Source organism: Arthrobacter sp. PvP103 (assembly GCF_017833075.1).
Classification (GTDB): domain Bacteria; phylum Actinomycetota; class Actinomycetes; order Actinomycetales; family Micrococcaceae; genus Arthrobacter.
Map to the genome: position 1 here is coordinate 1,604,790 of NZ_JAFIBQ010000001.1, position 16,959 is coordinate 1,621,748.

Annotated in this window: 19 protein-coding genes; 9 read left to right on the plus strand and 10 right to left on the minus strand. The window is 66.0% G+C overall.

The features are described 5' to 3' along the window. The first annotated feature begins 3 nt into the window (after positions 1–3). Both JOE41_RS07385 and JOE41_RS07390 read left to right on the plus strand, forming a co-directional pair. The gene (locus JOE41_RS07385; RefSeq protein ID WP_209751761.1) at positions 4–735 is read left to right on the plus strand and encodes a DUF72 domain-containing protein; all 732 of its coding nucleotides are present in this window, start codon (positions 4–6) and stop codon (positions 733–735) included. A gap of 74 nt (positions 736–809) precedes the next feature. Continuing rightward, complete coding sequence (locus JOE41_RS07390) at positions 810–1,868, plus strand: App1 family protein (protein WP_209751763.1); 1,059 nt, start codon at positions 810–812, stop codon at positions 1,866–1,868. Between the two features lie 52 nt (positions 1,869–1,920). Here JOE41_RS07390 and JOE41_RS07395 read toward each other — a convergent pair whose 3' ends face one another. From JOE41_RS07395 to JOE41_RS07410, 4 genes are all read right to left on the minus strand, one after another. After that, positions 1,921–3,420 carry a GH1 family beta-glucosidase gene (locus JOE41_RS07395; protein WP_209751765.1) on the minus strand — a complete coding sequence of 500 codons (1,500 nt, stop codon included), beginning with the start codon at positions 3,418–3,420 and terminating at the stop codon, positions 1,921–1,923. Between the two features lie 39 nt (positions 3,421–3,459). Continuing rightward, positions 3,460–3,849, minus strand: coding sequence for a hypothetical protein (locus tag JOE41_RS07400; RefSeq protein ID WP_011693271.1), 390 nt, complete (start codon positions 3,847–3,849; stop codon positions 3,460–3,462). An 18-nt stretch (positions 3,850–3,867) separates the two neighbouring features. Continuing rightward, entirely contained in the window at positions 3,868–4,254 is a 387-nt protein-coding gene (locus JOE41_RS07405) for a J domain-containing protein (protein WP_011693272.1), read from the minus strand. Positions 4,255–4,334: 80 nt separating this feature from the next. Continuing rightward, the gene (locus JOE41_RS07410; protein WP_209753576.1) at positions 4,335–4,760 is read right to left on the minus strand and encodes an Hsp20/alpha crystallin family protein; all 426 of its coding nucleotides are present in this window, start codon (positions 4,758–4,760) and stop codon (positions 4,335–4,337) included. A gap of 143 nt (positions 4,761–4,903) precedes the next feature. On the opposite strand from JOE41_RS07410, the gene JOE41_RS07415 reads away from it, so the two are divergent. Beyond that, positions 4,904–5,200, plus strand: coding sequence for a MerR family transcriptional regulator (locus JOE41_RS07415; protein ID WP_011693274.1), 297 nt, complete (start codon positions 4,904–4,906; stop codon positions 5,198–5,200). Between the two features lie 90 nt (positions 5,201–5,290). Here JOE41_RS07415 and JOE41_RS07420 read toward each other — a convergent pair whose 3' ends face one another. Further along, a complete protein-coding gene (locus tag JOE41_RS07420) occupies positions 5,291–6,073 on the minus strand; it encodes a phosphatase PAP2 family protein (RefSeq protein WP_209751767.1) in 783 nt (260 codons plus the stop codon). A gap of 164 nt (positions 6,074–6,237) precedes the next feature. Here JOE41_RS07420 and JOE41_RS07425 point away from each other — a divergent pair, with 164 nt between their 5' ends. Both JOE41_RS07425 and JOE41_RS07430 read left to right on the plus strand, forming a co-directional pair. Beyond that, positions 6,238–7,350, plus strand: a complete 1,113-nt coding sequence (locus JOE41_RS07425; RefSeq protein ID WP_209751768.1) for a DNA alkylation repair protein — start codon at positions 6,238–6,240, stop codon at positions 7,348–7,350. A gap of 166 nt (positions 7,351–7,516) precedes the next feature. After that, entirely contained in the window at positions 7,517–7,726 is a 210-nt protein-coding gene (locus JOE41_RS07430; protein WP_043430028.1) for a hypothetical protein, read from the plus strand. Between the two features lie 104 nt (positions 7,727–7,830). Here the strand turns inward: JOE41_RS07430 and JOE41_RS07435 are convergent, their stop codons facing one another. The 3 genes from JOE41_RS07435 to JOE41_RS07445 all read right to left on the minus strand — a co-directional run bounded on the left by JOE41_RS07435 (position 7,831) and on the right by JOE41_RS07445 (position 10,309). Next, positions 7,831–8,862 carry an aldo/keto reductase gene (locus JOE41_RS07435; protein WP_209751770.1) on the minus strand — a complete coding sequence of 344 codons (1,032 nt, stop codon included), beginning with the start codon at positions 8,860–8,862 and terminating at the stop codon, positions 7,831–7,833. A gap of 8 nt (positions 8,863–8,870) precedes the next feature. Beyond that, positions 8,871–9,743 (minus strand): NAD(P)-dependent oxidoreductase, encoded by an 873-nt coding sequence (locus tag JOE41_RS07440; protein WP_011693279.1) that lies wholly within the window; start codon positions 9,741–9,743, stop codon positions 8,871–8,873. A gap of 245 nt (positions 9,744–9,988) precedes the next feature. Continuing rightward, positions 9,989–10,309: a DUF3040 domain-containing protein gene (locus JOE41_RS07445; protein ID WP_198011521.1), complete on the minus strand. Its 321-nt coding sequence runs from the start codon at positions 10,307–10,309 to the stop codon at positions 9,989–9,991. A gap of 131 nt (positions 10,310–10,440) precedes the next feature. Between JOE41_RS07445 and JOE41_RS07450 the strand changes: the two genes are divergently transcribed. The 3 genes from JOE41_RS07450 (at position 10,441) to JOE41_RS07460 (ending at position 12,374) form a co-directional block, all read left to right on the plus strand. Next, complete coding sequence (locus JOE41_RS07450) at positions 10,441–10,920, plus strand: universal stress protein (RefSeq protein ID WP_011693282.1); 480 nt, start codon at positions 10,441–10,443, stop codon at positions 10,918–10,920. A 130-nt stretch (positions 10,921–11,050) separates the two neighbouring features. Further along, complete coding sequence (locus tag JOE41_RS07455; protein ID WP_209751772.1) at positions 11,051–11,764, plus strand: hypothetical protein; 714 nt, start codon at positions 11,051–11,053, stop codon at positions 11,762–11,764. Continuing rightward, positions 11,745–12,374, plus strand: a complete 630-nt coding sequence (locus JOE41_RS07460; RefSeq protein WP_209751775.1) for a response regulator transcription factor — start codon at positions 11,745–11,747, stop codon at positions 12,372–12,374. The genes JOE41_RS07455 and JOE41_RS07460 overlap by 20 nt, the downstream gene beginning before the upstream one ends. 33 nt (positions 12,375–12,407) lie before the next feature. Here JOE41_RS07460 and JOE41_RS07465 read toward each other — a convergent pair whose 3' ends face one another. Next, positions 12,408–14,078 (minus strand): GAF domain-containing sensor histidine kinase, encoded by a 1,671-nt coding sequence (locus JOE41_RS07465; RefSeq protein ID WP_209751777.1) that lies wholly within the window; start codon positions 14,076–14,078, stop codon positions 12,408–12,410. A gap of 353 nt (positions 14,079–14,431) precedes the next feature. On the opposite strand from JOE41_RS07465, the gene JOE41_RS07470 reads away from it, so the two are divergent. Next, a complete protein-coding gene (locus JOE41_RS07470; protein ID WP_011693286.1) occupies positions 14,432–15,493 on the plus strand; it encodes a glycosyltransferase family 4 protein in 1,062 nt (353 codons plus the stop codon). On the opposite strand, the gene JOE41_RS07475 is transcribed toward JOE41_RS07470, so the two are convergent. Next, complete coding sequence (locus tag JOE41_RS07475) at positions 15,463–16,788, minus strand: phosphoribosyltransferase (RefSeq protein ID WP_209751779.1); 1,326 nt, start codon at positions 16,786–16,788, stop codon at positions 15,463–15,465. The two genes, JOE41_RS07470 and JOE41_RS07475, sit on opposite strands and share 31 nt — an antisense overlap. Positions 16,789–16,959: the final 171 nt, after the last annotated feature.

Genomic DNA, 16,959 nt, shown 5'->3' on the forward strand with positions numbered 1-16,959 from the left:
GCCATGGGGATCCACATCGGAACGTCCGGCTGGAGCTATGACCACTGGGAGAACGTGCTCTACCCGCCGGGACTTCCGGCGCGCGACCGTCTGGCCCACTACGCGGCCCGTTTCGGCACGGTGGAGCTGAATGCGAGTTTCTACCGCTGGCCGCGGGAATCATCCTTCGCCAGCTGGCGCCGGCGCCTTCCCGACGGCTTCATGATGTCCGTCAAGGCCCCGCGCGGACTGACCCACGCGAAGAAGCTCTACGCCCCCGAGGTCTGGGTTGAACGGATCATCAGGTGCTGGCATGAGCTCGGCGACAAGCGGGCGGTCCTGCTGGTCCAGCTCCCGCCGGGTTTCGCCCGCGACGACGCCCGGCTTGACTACTTCCTCGCGGCGCTGCCCTGGTGGGTGCGCGTGGCGGTGGAATTCCGCCACCCCAGCTGGGACCATCCCGAGGTATATGCCCTGCTGGAACGCCACGAGGCTGCCTATTGCATCATGAGCGGCGCCAACCTGCCCTGCATCCTGCGGGCCACGGCGCCGTTCGTGTACGTCCGCCTGCACGGGCCGGACCATGATTACCTTTACGGGGGATCGTATGCCGACGACGACCTGCGGTGGTGGGCTGACCGCGTCCGGGAGTGGCAGGGCCAGGGCAAGGACGTCTTCGTCTATTTCAACAACGACGGCGGCGGCAACGCCGTGCGGAACGCCGACACCCTGCGATGGCTGTTGGGCGACGGCTGACTCTGTTGTTACGGTGCGGCGCCTTAGTGGCACCGCACGGTTGGCGATGGGCGCCGTTGTGGCAGAGTGGAGGCATGGAATTGGCGTCGCAGGAATCATCGGTGTCCGGAAATCATGCGTTCCGGGCGGCCCACAAGGTCTCGGACACGGTCAATACCGCCCGCATCAAGCTGGCCCGGCGCTGGAATTTTATTCCGCAGACGGTCGCCTACCAGGGGTACGGCTCCACGTCGTGGGTGCGGGTCCTTGGCCGGGTGGTTCTGACCACCAAACCGAAGCCGGGCAGCCGCGCCGAGCACGCCGCGAAAAACGGCAACCAGAACATCCGCGGCTGGCGGGCGTTCACCAGCGTGCCCCTCCAGTTCACCGAGGTGGACATCGAGATCGAGGGGGTGACCACGCGCGTCAAGGCGGACCGCGGCGGCCTGGTGGACACTGTGGTGGAGGTAGCGCTCTCCCCCGGCTGGCACACGGCGACGCTGCGGGCTGTCGGAACCGAAGCCGTGCAGGCCAATATCATTGTGATAGGTCCTGACACCAAGTTCGGCATCGTGTCGGATATCGACGACACCGTGATGGTCACGGCGCTGCCCAGGCCGTTCCTGGCCTTGTGGAACACCTTCGTATTGAGTGAGCGGGCACGGATGGCCACGCCCGGCATGCCGGTCCTCATGGACCGGCTGGTGGTGGAGCACCCCGATGCGCCGGTGATCTACCTGTCCACCGGGCCGTGGAATGCCGCACCCACGCTGGCACGGTTCCTGACCCGCAACATGTACCCGGCCGGTCCACTCCTCCTGACGGACTGGGGGCTGACCCAGGACCGCTGGTTCCGGAGCGGCCAGGAGCACAAGAATGGGAACCTGGACCGGCTCGCCAAGGAATTCCCCGACATGCGGTGGCTGTTGATCGGCGACAACGGCCAGCACGACGAACAGATCTATTCGCGGTTCGCCCGGGATCATGGCGACCGCGTAGCCGCCATTGCCATCCGCCAGCTCTCGGTCGGCGAGTCCGTCCTGGCCGGCGGCCACTCGGAGAACGGCGACCACACCGGTTCAACCGTTCCGTGGATCTACTCCCCCGACGGCGCCGGCATCACCAAGGGCCTGGCGGACCTCAGGATCGTCTGATTCAAGCACCTTTGCCGGCCGGTGTGCATACCGGCCGGCCGCAGGTGACGCGTCAGGCTACGGGCTCCGGTTCCCCGGCTGCACTCTCGCCAACAGCCTCAGCCGCGGCTTCCTTGCGGGCTTCCTGCAGCTCCTGCAGCCAGTAGTAGGACGCCTTGGGCGTTCTGGCCATCGTCTCGAAGTCAACATGCAGGAGTCCGAAGGGCTGCTTATAGCCCGCGGACCACTCGAAGTTGTCGAGAAGGGACCATACGTAGTAGCCACGGAGGTCAATGGATTCCGCAGGTCCCCCCGGGCTGGTGGCCTCCACCGCGCTGGAGATGTGCTCGGCAAGATAGCGCAGGCGGCGCTCGTCCGGAATGATGATCCTGTCCCCGGCCTTGTCCCGGACCACCACATCCTCAAAGCTCGCTCCGCCTTCCGTGATGAAGACGGGGGGCAGCTCCGGGTAGCGTTCGGCCATCTCGGCTAGGGCCACGGGCATGTAGTCGGGCCTGATCGGCCAGCCGTACGCAGTCGTCTCGGCATCCGGAAACTCAGTGATGTGGAACGGTGCGCCGGGAGCGCTGCCGCTGAGGTCATCCCCCATGGCCTCGGCCATCCCCGGGGGAACGGCGCCGTCGCCGGGACCTGCCGCAACCCGCGTTGGCATGTAGTAGTTGAGCCCGTAGAAGTCCAACGGCTGCGAGATCAGGTCCATGTCCTCATCGGAGGGGCTGAACGAGCTGAAGAACGTGGCGGCCCGGACGACGTCAGGGTACTTTCCGAGGAGCACCGGATCCGCGAAGAGCCTGTTCTGGAAAACGTCCATCAGCGCCGTGCTCAGCTTGTCCAGCGGGTTGATCGAGGCCGGAACCATGGGCGAATAGACATTGGTGATGCCTATTTCGCCGGGTACGTTGGCAGCCCGCAATGCCTGCATGGCCAGGCCGTGGCCGAGGAGCTGGTGGTGGACTGTGGGGAGCGCTTTGAGCAACTGCGATTCGCCCGGCGCGTGGAGTCCCAGGGCGTAGCCGTTGGTGGTCACGGTGGCAGGCTCATTGACGGTGACCCAGCGGGCCACGCGGTCGCCAAAGGCCGCAGCCGCAATAGAGGCAAACTCGCCGAGCCGGTACGCCGTGTCCCGGTTCAACCAGCCGCCGGCCTCGTCGAGCGGCAGCGGGGTGTCCCAGTGGTAGAGCGTCACCATGGGTGAGATGCCGCTGGCCAGCAGCTGGTCCAGCAGCCGGTCGTAGAAGTCCAGGCCCTTGGGATTGACCGGGCCGCTGCCGCCGGGCTGGATGCGGGACCAGGACAGCGAGAACCGGTAGGAATCCACCCCCAGTTCCTTCATCAGCGCAACGTCTTCAGGCATGCGGTGGTAGTGGTCGCAGGCTGTGACAGGGCTGTGGTCGTCCACTATGGCGCCGGGCTTCCGGGCAAACACGTCCCACCCGGAGGGCCCGCGGCCGTCCTCGTCGAGGGCTCCCTCAATCTGGAAGGCGGCTGTGGCCACGCCCAGGGTGAAGGACGGCGGGATCCTGGCAGCCAGGTCTTTGGCGGAGTGCTTCATCTGCTTGATCCCTTATGTAGTTCGGGTGGTGGACTGATTTTAGTGCACCGCGGCGTCGGAGCCGAAGAGGAATTCCTTGGCATGCGCCAGGGCTTTTTTGAACGCGTCGTTGCGGAGCGTAATCAGGTGTTCCGTCTCATCCGCTGCGGGTTCAAGGTAGCCCGTGAAGCCAGGGCGCAGCACCCAGATATCGCCGCCCGGTGGGAGATAAAAGACCCCAAAGGACCGGTGCTGGCTGTCATCCGGCGTCCAGACGGGCACCACGGCCAGTGCCGCACCCGTCTCCGGATGGATCCACTGGGCCCGCGGCAGCGGCTCCTCATGAGCTTCGGGGTCCAGGAACGGGGCCGTGCCCACGCCCCACCTTTGCTCAAAGCGTTCATGGAACGCCGGAATCAGATGGGAATCATAACGGCGCCAGGCGCTCATGGATTGCTCCTTCTCTACTCATCCGGTGCCCGGCCAGGGGCCGCGCTCCCAAAGCACTGGTGTGACCCGCAGCAACGGCGGCTGCGGAGTGTAAGTCCGGCGGACCGGCACCTCACGGGGTTCTCCCCCGCCAGGGCGGGAAACGGATAATGTCCGGTCGTATTCAGCACGCGTTTTGGCATCACTGAGGACCGCAAAGGCTTCCATAATGCCCAGCAGCCCGTTGTTGTCCGCGCCGCCGTTTTTCGGTCCGCCGCCGGTGTCCGGGCCGGCGCTGCTGGACCTGCCCTCGAGGTCGGGATGGTGGAGGCGCATCAGCGCCCGGTAGGCGCGCGATATCTCCTGCCTTGTGGCTGTCCTGGCCACGTTGAGTACGTCGTAGTAGTCCGGGGACTGGTTGATCATGGCGGTGCCACTTCTGTCCGCTGCGTGGCGGGGCGGCCGCCGGCACCGGCCGGCTGCCGCCCCGCGGGTTCCACTGGGGACTAGGTGCTGATCTCGTGCATCTTGTCGTGCTTGGTTTCGATTTCGATCTTGCGCGGCTTCGCCTGTTCGGCAACCGGGATGCGGAGAGTCAACACGCCGGCGTCGTAGCTGGCCTTGACGTTGTCCGTGTCCAGGGTGTCGCCGAGGATCAACTGGCGGCTGAAGACGCCGCGGGGGCGCTCCGAAACGACCAGTTCCACGTTGGGCTGAGTTTGATCGCGCCGTTCAGCCCGCACAGTCAGCACGTTCCGCTCTATATTGAGGTCCACAGAGTCGATGTCGACTCCCGGCAGATCGAACGCGACTACGAACTCCCCGTCCTCCTGCCAGGCATCCATCGGCATGGCCGCGGGCCGGGCCGCGGTTCCAAACACCTGCTGGGTAAGCCTGTCCAGTTCACGGAACGGGTCCGTACGCATCAACATCATTTCCCACTCCTTCAGCATGTGGTTGTTGCATTCTCTTGGGCCGCCCGCCTCGCATATCTATGGTGGCGGGTATAGATTTTTTATAGCACCGGTGGGAGACTGTTGCAAGACCGATTTGCACGAATTTTTCGGGGAGGATCATGGCCGAGCGCAATGCGGAGACAGGCCTCTACGCGATCTCCGTGGTGGCCCACCTGGTGGGAACGGGCCAGCAGAACATCAGGCTTTACGAACGGAAGGGTCTGCTCACTCCGGACCGCACCTCTGGAGGGACGCGGCAGTACAGCGACGCGGACCTCGCGGTGCTAAAACGCATCGGTGAACTGCTGGACGAGGGGCTCAACCTGGCCGGAGTGGCGAAGGTCCTGGAGCTCGAGGCAGCCAATGCGAAGCTCAGGATCGAGCTGAAGAAGGCCCGCTCTCGCCCGCGGGGCTGACCCCCGCAGAGGTGATTTACGCAGATGATCGGGTATTCAGGGCCGGCCGCCCGCGATCAGGTAGGACTCCCCGAGAAGTTCCGCCTGCTCCTAGCTTTCCACCGTATCGGCCTTGGACAATTCACCGGTGATCTGTTCTCCCGGGATGCGCGCCGTTCGCCACGTGTCCACGGCGATGACGGCGCCCAGAACGACGAAGGAGATGAACAGAGAGGCCAGGGCGTCGCTGACCCAGTGGTAGCCGAGGTAGAGCCGGCTGATGGATGCCAGGAAAATCCCGAAAACGGCCAGGGCGAAGGCGGCCACCGCCGGCCAGGTACTTTGGCGTCGCGAGAAGATCAGGAACGTGGTGACCAGCAGGAAGTCGCAAGCACCGAGCACGTGCCCGGAGGGGAAGGAGAAGGTGACGTCCGGACCGAACAGCATGAGGTCCAGCGGCGGCCGCTGCCGTCCGACCGACCGCCCGATGATCTGGGCGAGCGCAACTCCGGTGAGCATTGCCCCGGCCAGCAGCATGGGCCGCCAGGCGTGCTTGGCGGCGATGCCCCAGGCCACGGTGACCACCAGGACGATGATCGGCAACGCCACTGGCCCGAACACGATCGCAAGGAAGATCATCACGGCGGTGAGCGGCTCCGACCGCTGGGTGACAAGCCACGCCCTGACCAGCTCGTCCATGAAGGTAAGGCCGTCTTTTCCGAGCACCCCGGTCAGGGCGAGCGAGAACAGCACTGCGCCAACAATCATCAGGGTCACTGCGATGCGGTAGAGGTTCTTCCTGGAGTCAGCGCTCATGAACCGCTCTTCGACCACGAATTTGTCGTGGAAGACCCGCCACCAGTGGGGCGATTTCCGTGATCGATCTTCAGTCATGTCCCGCTTCCGCCTATGCAGTCTTGAAAATTTGTGTCCGCTGAGATTATCCCGATTCCCAGGATTTGGCTCGCGGCGGCACGAAGAGCCAGTGCCGCCTGGCCACCGGCAGACAGGCCGGGACGGGGCAACGGCAACCTGGCTGCACACGGTAGCCTGACTGCATGGGTGCCATGAACGAACTGATTGACCAGGCCACCGTCGGCCGGCTGGTTCGGGTCCTCGCGGACGCCGCCCCCGGCGCTTGCTGGTCCAACCTCGGCGACGCAGGGTCTTCCCTGGGGAACCTGAGCCTGCGCGAACGCACCGATCATGTGAGCCGGGGACTGCTCGCCGACTTTGCCGCTGCCGCCAGTCCGGCGGACTATTCGACGGCGGCGCGCGTCTTCCGGAGCGCCCTCCTGGATCCTGGCTTCACCGGCTGGACGCTCTGGCCGGTTACGGAAACAGCGGTAACGCTGGCCTTGAATTCGACCCGGTCCGCGGATTTTGAAGACTGCCTCCAGCTTCTGGCCGAACTGACTCCGCGGCTGACCGGGGAATTCGCCATCCGGCGGATGCTGGCCGCCGACCTGGACCGTGCACTCGCCGTCGTCCTGACCTGGACCGCCCACCCTGACCAGCATGTGCGCCGCCTCGCCAGCGAAGGCACCCGACCGTATCTCCCGTGGGCGGTCCGGATTCCCGGCCTGGTCCAGCGCCCGGAGGCCACGATTCCCATCCTGGACGCGCTCTACCGGGATCCGCACGAGTACGTCCGGCGTTCAGTGGCCAATCACCTCAACGACCTGGCACGCCATTCTCCCGAGGCGGTGCTGGCCGCAGCTGCCGGCTGGACTGCAGCGCCGGACGCCAATACTCCGTGGGTGGTCCGGCATGGACTCCGCACCCTCGTCAAGAAGGCCCACCCGGGCGCACTGGCCCTGCAGGGGTTCGCTCCCGCGTCCCTCTCGGTATCCCCGCCGAGGCTGGACCGGCACACCGTGGCCCTGCCGGCGGACCTCGCCTTCGAATTCGAGATCTCCAACACGGGTGCCGATCCGGCCAGGCTCGCGGTTGATTACATCGTGCACTACATGAAGGCAAACGGCTCACAAACGGAGAAGGTCTTCAAACTGGCGGCCCTGACCCTGAATCCCGGCGAAACCCGGACAGTGTCCAAACGCCATGCGTTCCGCCAGATGACCACCCGGGTGCACCATCCGGGCAGCCACGCCCTGGAGCTCCAGATCAACGGCGTCCGGTACGCCCACACGCAGTTCCTCGTCGAGGTCTGACCTGGAGGGTTGATCCCAGCGTCGGCAACGCGGCGGCCTCCGAATCGAGAGGCGTTCCCGGCCCCAGCGCACGCGCCCGACTTCCACGCAGTGAGTGTGATTTGCTTCACACCCTCTTGATGGATAGCATTCCATAACTGTTAGCGCTCACAGAAGAGGACCCCGGATGACCGCCCCCGCACCTGACCCAACCTCAACCTGGCAGCAGTTGATTGGCAGCCGGGTGGAGCTGCGGCTCGACGGCCGGATAGTCCGCACCGGGGAGGTGGAAGACGCCACCCATGATTCCTCAGTGATGTGGCTGCGCTTCGACGGCAACCACGGCCGACAGCTGGTGTCCAAGACCGACGGCTACGAGGTTCTACCGCTTAGCTAAGGGAACCGCTCTCGCTTTGGCGTCGGTCGGTGACAAGTAAGGGAGGCCGACGGCGGCAGCCTCCTGCCGCCGTCGGCCTCCCTTGTCAGTTGCTTGTGCGCCGGCTACCGGCCGCCCTCAATCTTCCGGTTGCGTTGCTCCTGGGCCATGGGACCGTACGGGTACACGCCCACCCGTGGCTGGCTGGCCTCGGTCAGCCGCCGGGTCTCCTCCTCCGTCAGCTCCAGGTCCGCGGCTGCGAGGTTGTCCGCCAGCTGCTCCGTGGTGCGGGCGCCGAGGATCACGGACGTAACCGCCGGCCGGTCCGCCAGCCAGGCCAGTGCCACCTGGGATGCGCTCACTCCGTGGTCCGCCGCGATCTTCTCGACCGTTCCGATGACCTCCCAGGTGCGGGGATCGTCGTTGCGGGCCTGCCAGGCTTCCATGCCGCGCTTGGGGTTCTCGCCCAGCCGGGTCGCGCCGGCCGGAGCCTCATCGCGCTTGTATTTGCCGGAGAGCCAGCCTCCGCCAAGGGGGGACCACGGCAGCAGCCCGATCCCCGCGTCCAGTGACGCAGGAACAATCTCTGATTCGATCTCCCGGACCAGCAGGCTGTACTGCGGCTGCAGTGTTACCGGCGCGCTCCAGCCATGGGCCTTGGCCAGGTGCACCGCCTTGGTCAGCTGCCAGCCCAGGAAGTTGGAGAACCCGTAGTAGGCGATCTTGCCGCTGCTGACGGAGTCATGCAGGAAGCGCAGCGTCTCCTCCAGGGGCGTAATGGGGTCCCACGCGTGCATCTGGTACAGGTCGATCTGTTCGACGCCGAGACGGCGCAGCGAGTCGTCCAGCGCCCGGGTGAGGTGGCGGCGGGAGGTTCCGAGGTCGTTCGGGGCCTGCCCCATGGGGAAGCGTCCCTTGGTGGCCAGAACGGCGCGGTCCCTGACGTCGGGACGGGCGGCCAGCCAGCGGCCGATGATCTCTTCCGAGACGCCCTGGCTGTAGACGTCCGCAGTATCGATGAAGTTGCCACCTGCTGCAAGGTAGTCGTCAAGAATGGCGAAGGATGTTTCCTCGGTGGCCTCTGCGCCAAAGGTCATGGTGCCCAGCGCGTAATTGGAAACGACGGCGCCGCTGTTGCCTAGTGTGCGGTATTGCATGGTTCTCCTCAGTCCTCGGTGGGCGTGGTGCGGTTCGAGTGGTACGTCCGCCATGTGTGCTCCGGGGCAAACCCCAGGAGGCGCTTGGCCTTGTCGATGGAAAGCATGGTCTCGTGTTCGCCGAGCTCCTTGACCACCTTGACGTCCGGAAAGACTTCCGCTGCGAGGCTGGCGCTGGACCGGCTCATGACGGTGTCTTCGTTGGCAATGATGAACGCCTCGAATCCGGGCTTGCCGTTCTCCAACGCGCGGGCCACGGCCTGCGCGCCGTCGCGCCCGTCGATGTACCCCCAGAGGTTCCACTTCCGCAGGGAGGCGTCGGAGTCGAAGGAGGGAAAAGCCTCATAGTCCTCAGGGTCCATCACGTTGGAGAACCGCAGGCCGGTGATGCTCAGTTCCGGGTCCCAGCGGGTCAGCTGGATGGCCATCTGCTCCTCCAGGTGCTTCACCAGCGAGTAAGTGCTTTCAGGCCTGGCCGGGTATTCCTCATCCACCGGGATGTAGGGAGGATCGACGTCGAACGGCAGCCCCAGCACCGTCTCGCTGGAGGCGTACACCACCTTCTTGATTCCGGCCCGGCGTGCGGCCTGGAAGACGTTGTAGGTGGCGAGAATGTTGTTCTCGAACGTGGCCGCATCCGGCGCGAGGCCCGGAGCCGGGATGGCCCCCAGGTGCACGATCGCGTCGAAGCCCTCGTGGCGGTCATCGAGGCCCAGGATGACGTCCAGGACCTGCCCGTAATTGCGCAGGTCAACCTCGGTGAAACCGCGGTCCCGGGTGCCCGTGCGGTCCAGGTTCAGGACGTCATGGCCGTCCTCGGTGAGCCTGCGGACCACGCTCCTGCCCAGTTTTCCGCTTCCTCCGGTTACAGCAACTCTCATCAGGAACTCCTCTGGGTAGTTGGCGGCCGGCGGTCATCCGCGACCGTGCGCCGCCGCCGTCGTCATTCCACCCTAGAGGCGCAGCGGTACGGATGCAGCCTTTCAGCATGGCCCTCTGAGTCCTAGGAAGGAACGCCCCTGCCTGCCGGCGGCCTTCAGCCAAGCCGGAACAGCAGCGGGAGGGTGTTCGTGATGATGCTGAAGGCGGCGGCCACCTGGCTAGGTGAAGTCATCCGGGATGGCTGTCAGATGTGCTGCGACTGGCCCGGTAAACCAAGGCTCGGCCGGCCGAAAGGAAGCCTGCTCGGGCTGATGCCCAGGGATGCGTAATAGCCGCCGGCCACCATCGCGGCGAACCCGGCGACGCCCAGGTAGACAATCTGCAAGGCGGCGCCGGCGATCACTGCAAGGAATCCGCAGACCACGCACAGGGCACCAAGGACGATCCGCCGCATCAGCGACCAGGACTGGCCCTCCATGCGCGCGGCGAATTGCGGATCGTCCTCGTGAAGCGACTGCTCCATCTGCCTGAGGATGTCCTTTTCATGTTCAGAAAGCGGCATCATTGACCTCCGAACCGGATTGATATTAAGGATCGCCCCTCGGACGGTTAAGTCAATAGAGCCGAAAGTCATGGCGGAACCCCGGTGACTTTGGACCCTAGGCAAGGGGTGCCGGGCGGCGCACGCTGGAACCCATGAACACTGAAGAACGCATTGTGGTGGGTGTGGACGGTTCCGAATTCTCCACGGCTGCCTTGCAGCTCGCCGGACGAATGGCCCGAAGCCTCAACGCCCCGCTGGAGATCATCACATGCCTGGGCACCTCTGATTTCTACCTCGCTTCGCACATGCCTGCCGGGCGGGTCCCCAGCATGGAGGAACTCGAAGAGACAGCCAAGCGCCTGGTGGACCAGGCCGTGGAAAGGGCCTTTGGGGCAGAACCTCCGGCGCGGCTGTCCCGCACCGTGAAGTTCGGTCCGCCGGCAAAGACCCTGGTCGATGAAAGCCGCGATGCGCAGCTGCTGGTGGTGGGCCGGCGAGGGGAAGGCGGGTTCCTGACCCAGGTCATGGGATCCGTCAGCGGAGCCTGCGCCGCGCACGCACACTGCCCGGTCCTCGTGGTGGGCCAGGACTCGAAGGTTGCCGAACCGGAACCGGGTCCCACGTCCGGGTGAAGCCGGGCATCCCCGTGGCAGGCCCCTGGGCGTTCAGTGACTTTGTGCCCTGATCACGGTTCGTACCCAAGCCATAACCTGAATGCATCAGCGCGGCACGCCCCGCGCGCCAAGTCCCGGGAGCATCGTCATGAAAGCAACAACGGCGAGCATCATCGCAGGCGTGGTCCTCCTGCTGGCCGGAATCCTCTTATTGTTGGACGCCCTGCGCATCCTCGACACCGCACTGCTGGTGTGGCCCTTCATCTTTGGCGCCTCCGGCGCCGCCTTCCTGGCAGTGTTTTCCAGAAGCCGCGCCAATTGGTGGGCAGCCATCCCGGGCTTTGTCCTCCTTGGGCTTGCCGCGGTGGTCGCCACCACACAGCTGTGGCCCGGGGTGGCGGGCGATTGGCCAGGTTCGCTGTTCTTCCTCTTCATCTCCGCCGGCTTCGCTGCCGTGTACCTCCGGGAGCGGGCCAACTGGTGGGCGCTGATTCCTTGCGGCGTCCTGCTCACCCTTGCACTGGTGGTGGCATTGCCGCCGGGCCTGGACGGCACACCCGTGGCCGCGGTGCTGTTCCTGGGGTTCGCTGCGACCTTTGCAGCGCTGACCCTCACGCCGGAGAGGATGAAGTGGCCATTAATCCCGGCGGCTGTGCTGGCCGTTCTTGGGCTGTCCTTCGCCATCCAGTCGGCCGTGAATTTCCGCACCATGGAGTACCTCACCGCCGTGGTGCCGCTGATAGCCGGCGTGTGCCTGCTGTACTACGCATTCCATAACCGCCGGAGCGGCAGCCGGCACACGGGCCGTGCCGTGCCGGATCAGATGAAGCCGGGACTGGGTGATGCTCACGGTGGCCACTGACCCAGCAATCGACAACACCGTTGTTGGGGGAACGCGCGTATACATCCTGGACAGCCATGCGCTGGTCCGGACAGGACTCCGCGAGCTGCTGGAAGAAGCTCACTTCACGGTGGTTGGCGAGAGCGGATCCGCCTCCGAAGCAAGCCGCCGGATCCCGGAACTGTGTCCCGACCTCGTGGTGATCGGAGCCCATCTGCCGGATGGCACCGGCATCGAAGTGTGCCGGGAAATTCTCGCGGACAATCCCGGCGTCCGGTGCCTGCTCCTGAGCAGTTACGACGACGACCATGCACTCAGCAGCGCCGTGCTGGCGGGAGCAGCCGGCTACGTGCTCCGGCAGTTACCCGGAACCGCGCTGGTTGAGGGAATCCGCCGGGTGGCCACCGGCGAGTCATTGCTGGAGCCCGGCACCGAGCGCAAGGTAATGGAGAGCCTGTACAAGGCGCAGGCGAACCGCGGGCTCAGCTCACAGGAACTGAGGGTTTTGGCCCTCATGGCGGAGGGCCTGACCAACAGCCAGATCAGCGAGGAGACGCGCTTCGCGCGGACTGCGGTGACGATACAGGTTGCCGGCATCCTGGCCAAGCTGGGCTTCGAACTGCGCGGCTAGTGGCCGGTGGACTAGGGCGCTGACGCAGCCAGTTCATCTCGACGGTGCGGTCCATGTCAGTCGGGTGCCGTGCCCGGGGCTGCTCGTGATGGAGCACTCGCCGCCCAGTGCCCTGGCCCGGTGCTTCATGTTTGCGATGCCGCTGATGCGGTCGGGATTTTCGAACCCGCAGCCGTTGTCCGCAATCCGAAGTTCCACGCCGTCGGGCCGGGCGGTCAGCGAAATCTCGATTTCGTCCGCCCCGGAGTGCCGGACGGCGTTGCTCAGTCCCTCGGACAGCACCGGCAGCAACTGCTCGACGACGGCATCGGGCACCGCTTCGTCCACCGGTCCCGTCAGCTGGACCTTGGGGGAAAAGTCGGAGTTCCGGATCCCCTCGTGAATGGTCCGCATGATGAGGCCGGTGAGCGGCTCCTTCAGGCCGTGGCCGGTCCGCATTGAGTAAATGGTGTCCCTGAGCTCATGGATGGTGCTGTCCAATTCGGCTGTCACCGCAGAGATACGTTCCTGGGCCACAGGGTCCGGGACATAGCGACGCAGGCTCTGCATGCTCAGCCCAGCACCGAAGAGCCGCTGGATCACCAGATCGTGCAGGTCCCGCGCGATCCTGTCGCGGTCCGTGGACAGCAACTGCTCTTCCCGCCGCCGCCGCGCCCTGGCCAGCCCGAGCGCCAGGCCCACCCGGGAGCCGAAAACGGCGCAGGACTGGATGTCCGATTGGAGGTACAACGGACCTCCCGGGGGACGCGCCAGGATCAGCAGGCCGCGTTCACCGCTCTTCCGTCCCAGGGCAGCCACCAGCAGGGGGCCGAGTTTCTCGTCCGTACCCGGCCCAAAGACCTCGTACGGGTCCCTGACGAGGGCGGAAAGCCCGGTTTCCAGGACGTCGGCGATGACCTTGGACGCAGGCAGCTCCTGGCCGGCAGGAAGGGACTGGACCCCCACCATGGTGCGGCACCGTTGCATGCCGTCGGCGTCAGGGTAGGCAATCACGGCGAGGATCGAATCCGAGACAGTCAGTGCCCGCTCGGCCACGAGGTCCAGGTTGTCGGTTTCGCCGGGGAACATCGCCGAACTCAGCTGGTCACTGACCTCCAGCCCGGCCTCCAGCCAACGTTGCCGGCGTCGGGTGTCCTCGTACAGGCGGGCATTTTCGATTGCGACGCCGGCAGCCGCCGCCAACGCGGAAGCGAGCTCCTGGTCCTCTGCGGTGAACGGGCCGCCGTCGAGCTTCTCCGTCAGGTAGAGGTTCCCAAAGACGGAACCGCGGACCCTGACCGGCACCCCAAGGAATGTCTTCATGTCCGGGTGGTTGGGCGGGAACCCGCTGGCCATTTCGTCTGCGCCCAGATCCTCCAGCCTCAGCGCTTCGGGCTGGCGGATCAGATGCCCCAGTACCCCGCGTCCCGTAGGAAGGTCGCCGATCAGGCGGACGCCGTCGTCGTCGATTCCCACCGTGATGAAGTGCCCCAGCTCTTGGTCGCCGTCGATCACGCCCAGCGCGCCGTAGCGCGCGCCCACCAGCTCGCAGGCTGACTGCACCACACGGTCCAGGACGGCTTCGAGGCTGAGGTCTTCGGTGAGCGAAACCACGGCACCCAGCAGGCCCTGCATCTGGTCCTGGGCGCGCACCAATTCATCTGCCCGGGCCACGAAGTCGCGCAACAGGTCCTCGGTGCGCCGGCGGATCGGTTCACGCCACATGGCGCCCCCGAAGGCAAGGACCACGGAAGAGGCCGTCGGCCAGTCCAACGGCAGGCGCAGTAAAAGGTGCGCCGCTCGGGCGACTAAGAAGAATTTTGTTTGACCGATATATGGTGACTACCGGAAGGTCCGGGCTCATGCGACTCCCCACAGCAGTGAGACACACACGGCGGACTGCTTCACCGAGTTCTATTGCATCAACCCCAGACTGATACCAACACAGTACCAAGACCGACACAGGGGCTCAATAGACAGCGTAACGGGACTAAAGGCACTGGGCATCCACCTGCACGGCTGGGAATCTGATCGAGCGGCAAACTGCGGCGTCCCCGGGTGCGAGGAGATGATCCAACGTGCGTATCGGACTGATCGCTCCCCCTTGGCTGCAGGTCCCGCCGCCCCGTTATGGCGGCACCGAAGTGGTGGTTGACGGGCTGGCCCGCGGACTCGTAGCCGCCGGTCATGACGTGCTGCTGGCCGCCCCGGCGGGAAGCACCTGCCCGGTTCCCCTTGTTCCGGACATGCCGGAGCCCAGCTTCGGTTCGTCGGCCACCTGGTCCGCTGGTGCCGAGCTTTACCATGTGGCCTTGGCCTATGCCGCCCTGACGGACGTGGACCTCGTCCACGACCACACGGTGGCCGGTCCCTTTTTCCGCTACCGCCCGGCCTCGCTTCCCGTGGTCACCACCAACCACGGGCCGTTCAGCTCGCGCCTTGGCGACCTCTACCGGCTGATGGGGCCGGATGTGGCCATGGTGGCCATTTCGCACCGGCAGGCGGCGGATGCCGGGGGTGTGCGGATCGCCCGGGTGATCCATCACGGAATCGACGTTGATGCCGTGCCGGTGGGAGACGGCACCGGCGGCTACGCGGCGTTCCTCGGGCGGATGAGCCCGGACAAAGGGCCGCGGGAGGCCATCCTCATCGCGCGGCAGGCCGGGTTCAGGCTTCTGCTGTCCGCCCGGATCCAAGGCCGGGAGGAACAGGAATACTTCGACAGCCAGGTTGCCCCGCTCCTTGGGCCGGAGGTGGAGTTCCTCGGAGAACTCAATGTCGCGGAAAAATATCAGCTCATGGGCGGTGCAGCGGCATTCCTCAACCCGATCCAGTGGCCCGAACCGTTCGGCCTGGTGATGATCGAGGCACTGGCAACGGGCACCCCGGTGGTAGGCACCGGTTCCGGTGCGGCCCCTGAAATAGTGGACGACGGCGTCACCGGTTATCTCCGGACCGGCATCGACGACCTCGCCGAGGCCCTGACCTTGGCCCCTGGCCTGGACCGGGCTGCCTGCCGCCGGGCCGCCGAGCTGCGCTTCAGCGTGGGCCGGATGGTGGCCGATCACATCTCATTGTATGAGGAGATATTGCGGGACAAGCGGTTGGATCAGTCGCCGGCCCCGTCCCCGCCCGGCTGAAGGTAGCGGAGGAACCAGTCCCTGGCCAGCGCCGCGGCTTCCGACAACGTGCCGGGTTCCTCGAAAAGATGCGTGGCCCCCGGGACCACGGACAGCTGGCTGGGACAGCGCAACAGTGCCTGGGCCCAGCGGTTCAGTTCCAGGACCTCCCGGTCCGCCCCGCCCACTATGAGGAGCGTGGGGGCACGGACGGCTGAGAGCCTGTCACCGGCGAGATCCGGACGGCCGCCCCGCGACACCACGGCGCCAATACGGGCGCCGGGTTCCGCCGCAGCCCACAAAGCGGCCCCGGCCCCCGTGCTTGCACCGAAGTACCCCACCCTGCTCCGGGCGGTCTCCGGCCGTCCGGCGAGCCATTCCGTTGCCCCCGTCAGTCGGCCGGCAAGCAGCCCGATGTCGAACACATTGGCCCGATTAAGTTCCTCGGCCGGGGTGAGCAGGTCCAGCAGCAAGGTTCCCAGTCCCGCCCGCTGGAGGAACGACGCCACAAAACGGTTCCGGGGACTGTGCCTGCTGCTGCCGCTGCCGTGGGCGAACACGACGACGGCGGCGCCCTCCACCGGCACGTAGAGGTGCCCCTGGAGCCGCGCCGCTCCCGCTTCGATCTGGACATCCTCGTCGACGGCAGTCCCGTTGGCTACGGCCTGGGCGCTGTGCAGCCGCTTGGCTGCCGCGTCGAGCAGCAGCACGACTTCGGCGTCGTCAGTCGGCGAGAAGTCACGGTAGTGATATCCGACGGCGGTGAACTGGCGCGGCGTGGCCAGGCAGACCACTTCATCCGGTTCCGTGAGGTCCGCCAGCGTGTCCGCCGGTGCCACCGGAACCGCCAGGATCACCCTGGCGGCGCCCAGTTGCCGGGCGATGTGGCACGCAACGCGGGCCGTGGAGCCGGTGGCGATGCCGTCGTCGACGATCACCGCGGTGCATCCCCTCAGATCCGCACGGGTCCGCCCTTTCCTGAACCGGGCCACCCGCGTCTCGAGCAGGGCGCGCTCCCGGTCTTCAACGGCGTCAAGCTCTGCCTGCGTCACGCCCACGCGGGAAATGATGTGCTTGTCCAGGACCCGGGCACCGCCCTCGCCTATGGCTCCCATGGCCAGCTCAGGCTGGAACGGAACTCCCAGCTTCCGCACCACGATCACGTCCAGGGGTGCATCCAGCGCCGTGGCCACCTCGAACGCCACCGGAACGCCGCCCCGGGGCAGCCCCAGAACTACGATGTTCTGGCCGCGAAGGTATTCGAGCCGCTGCCCCAGCCGCCGTCCCGCTTCTACCCTGTCCTCGAAAATGCTCATGGCCAGCCGTTCGCCTCGTGGCTCAAGGCCGCCAGGCGGGTCCGGTGAGCCGGCGTAGGAAGCTCGGCGTGGAGGGACGGACTGCGGCCGCTTTTCTCCAACTATCCGGCAGGTGGCGGCCGGTTGCGAGGGACTTTCGGCCCGGATTCGGCAGGCATCAACGGCCTCGTC

What these genes read in the sequence shown, in the direction of transcription:
- JOE41_RS07385 (WP_209751761.1), top strand. Translation starts at nt 4, where the DNA reads ATGGGGATCCACATCGGAACGTCCGGCTGGAGCTATGACCACTGGGAG.
- JOE41_RS07390 (WP_209751763.1), top strand. Translation starts at nt 810, where the DNA reads ATGGAATTGGCGTCGCAGGAATCATCGGTGTCCGGAAATCATGCGTTC.
- JOE41_RS07395 (WP_209751765.1), bottom strand. Translation starts at nt 3,420, where the DNA reads ATGAAGCACTCCGCCAAAGACCTGGCTGCCAGGATCCCGCCGTCCTTC.
- JOE41_RS07400 (WP_011693271.1), bottom strand. Translation starts at nt 3,849, where the DNA reads ATGAGCGCCTGGCGCCGTTATGATTCCCATCTGATTCCGGCGTTCCAT.
- JOE41_RS07405 (WP_011693272.1), bottom strand. Translation starts at nt 4,254, where the DNA reads ATGATCAACCAGTCCCCGGACTACTACGACGTACTCAACGTGGCCAGG.
- JOE41_RS07410 (WP_209753576.1), bottom strand. Translation starts at nt 4,760, where the DNA reads ATGTTGATGCGTACGGACCCGTTCCGTGAACTGGACAGGCTTACCCAG.
- JOE41_RS07415 (WP_011693274.1), top strand. Translation starts at nt 4,904, where the DNA reads ATGGCCGAGCGCAATGCGGAGACAGGCCTCTACGCGATCTCCGTGGTG.
- JOE41_RS07420 (WP_209751767.1), bottom strand. Translation starts at nt 6,073, where the DNA reads ATGACTGAAGATCGATCACGGAAATCGCCCCACTGGTGGCGGGTCTTC.
- JOE41_RS07425 (WP_209751768.1), top strand. Translation starts at nt 6,238, where the DNA reads ATGGGTGCCATGAACGAACTGATTGACCAGGCCACCGTCGGCCGGCTG.
- JOE41_RS07430 (WP_043430028.1), top strand. Translation starts at nt 7,517, where the DNA reads ATGACCGCCCCCGCACCTGACCCAACCTCAACCTGGCAGCAGTTGATT.
- JOE41_RS07435 (WP_209751770.1), bottom strand. Translation starts at nt 8,862, where the DNA reads ATGCAATACCGCACACTAGGCAACAGCGGCGCCGTCGTTTCCAATTAC.
- JOE41_RS07440 (WP_011693279.1), bottom strand. Translation starts at nt 9,743, where the DNA reads ATGAGAGTTGCTGTAACCGGAGGAAGCGGAAAACTGGGCAGGAGCGTG.
- JOE41_RS07445 (WP_198011521.1), bottom strand. Translation starts at nt 10,309, where the DNA reads ATGATGCCGCTTTCTGAACATGAAAAGGACATCCTCAGGCAGATGGAG.
- JOE41_RS07450 (WP_011693282.1), top strand. Translation starts at nt 10,441, where the DNA reads ATGAACACTGAAGAACGCATTGTGGTGGGTGTGGACGGTTCCGAATTC.
- JOE41_RS07455 (WP_209751772.1), top strand. Translation starts at nt 11,051, where the DNA reads ATGAAAGCAACAACGGCGAGCATCATCGCAGGCGTGGTCCTCCTGCTG.
- JOE41_RS07460 (WP_209751775.1), top strand. Translation starts at nt 11,745, where the DNA reads ATGCTCACGGTGGCCACTGACCCAGCAATCGACAACACCGTTGTTGGG.
- JOE41_RS07465 (WP_209751777.1), bottom strand. Translation starts at nt 14,078, where the DNA reads ATGTGGCGTGAACCGATCCGCCGGCGCACCGAGGACCTGTTGCGCGAC.
- JOE41_RS07475 (WP_209751779.1), bottom strand. Translation starts at nt 16,788, where the DNA reads ATGAGCATTTTCGAGGACAGGGTAGAAGCGGGACGGCGGCTGGGGCAG.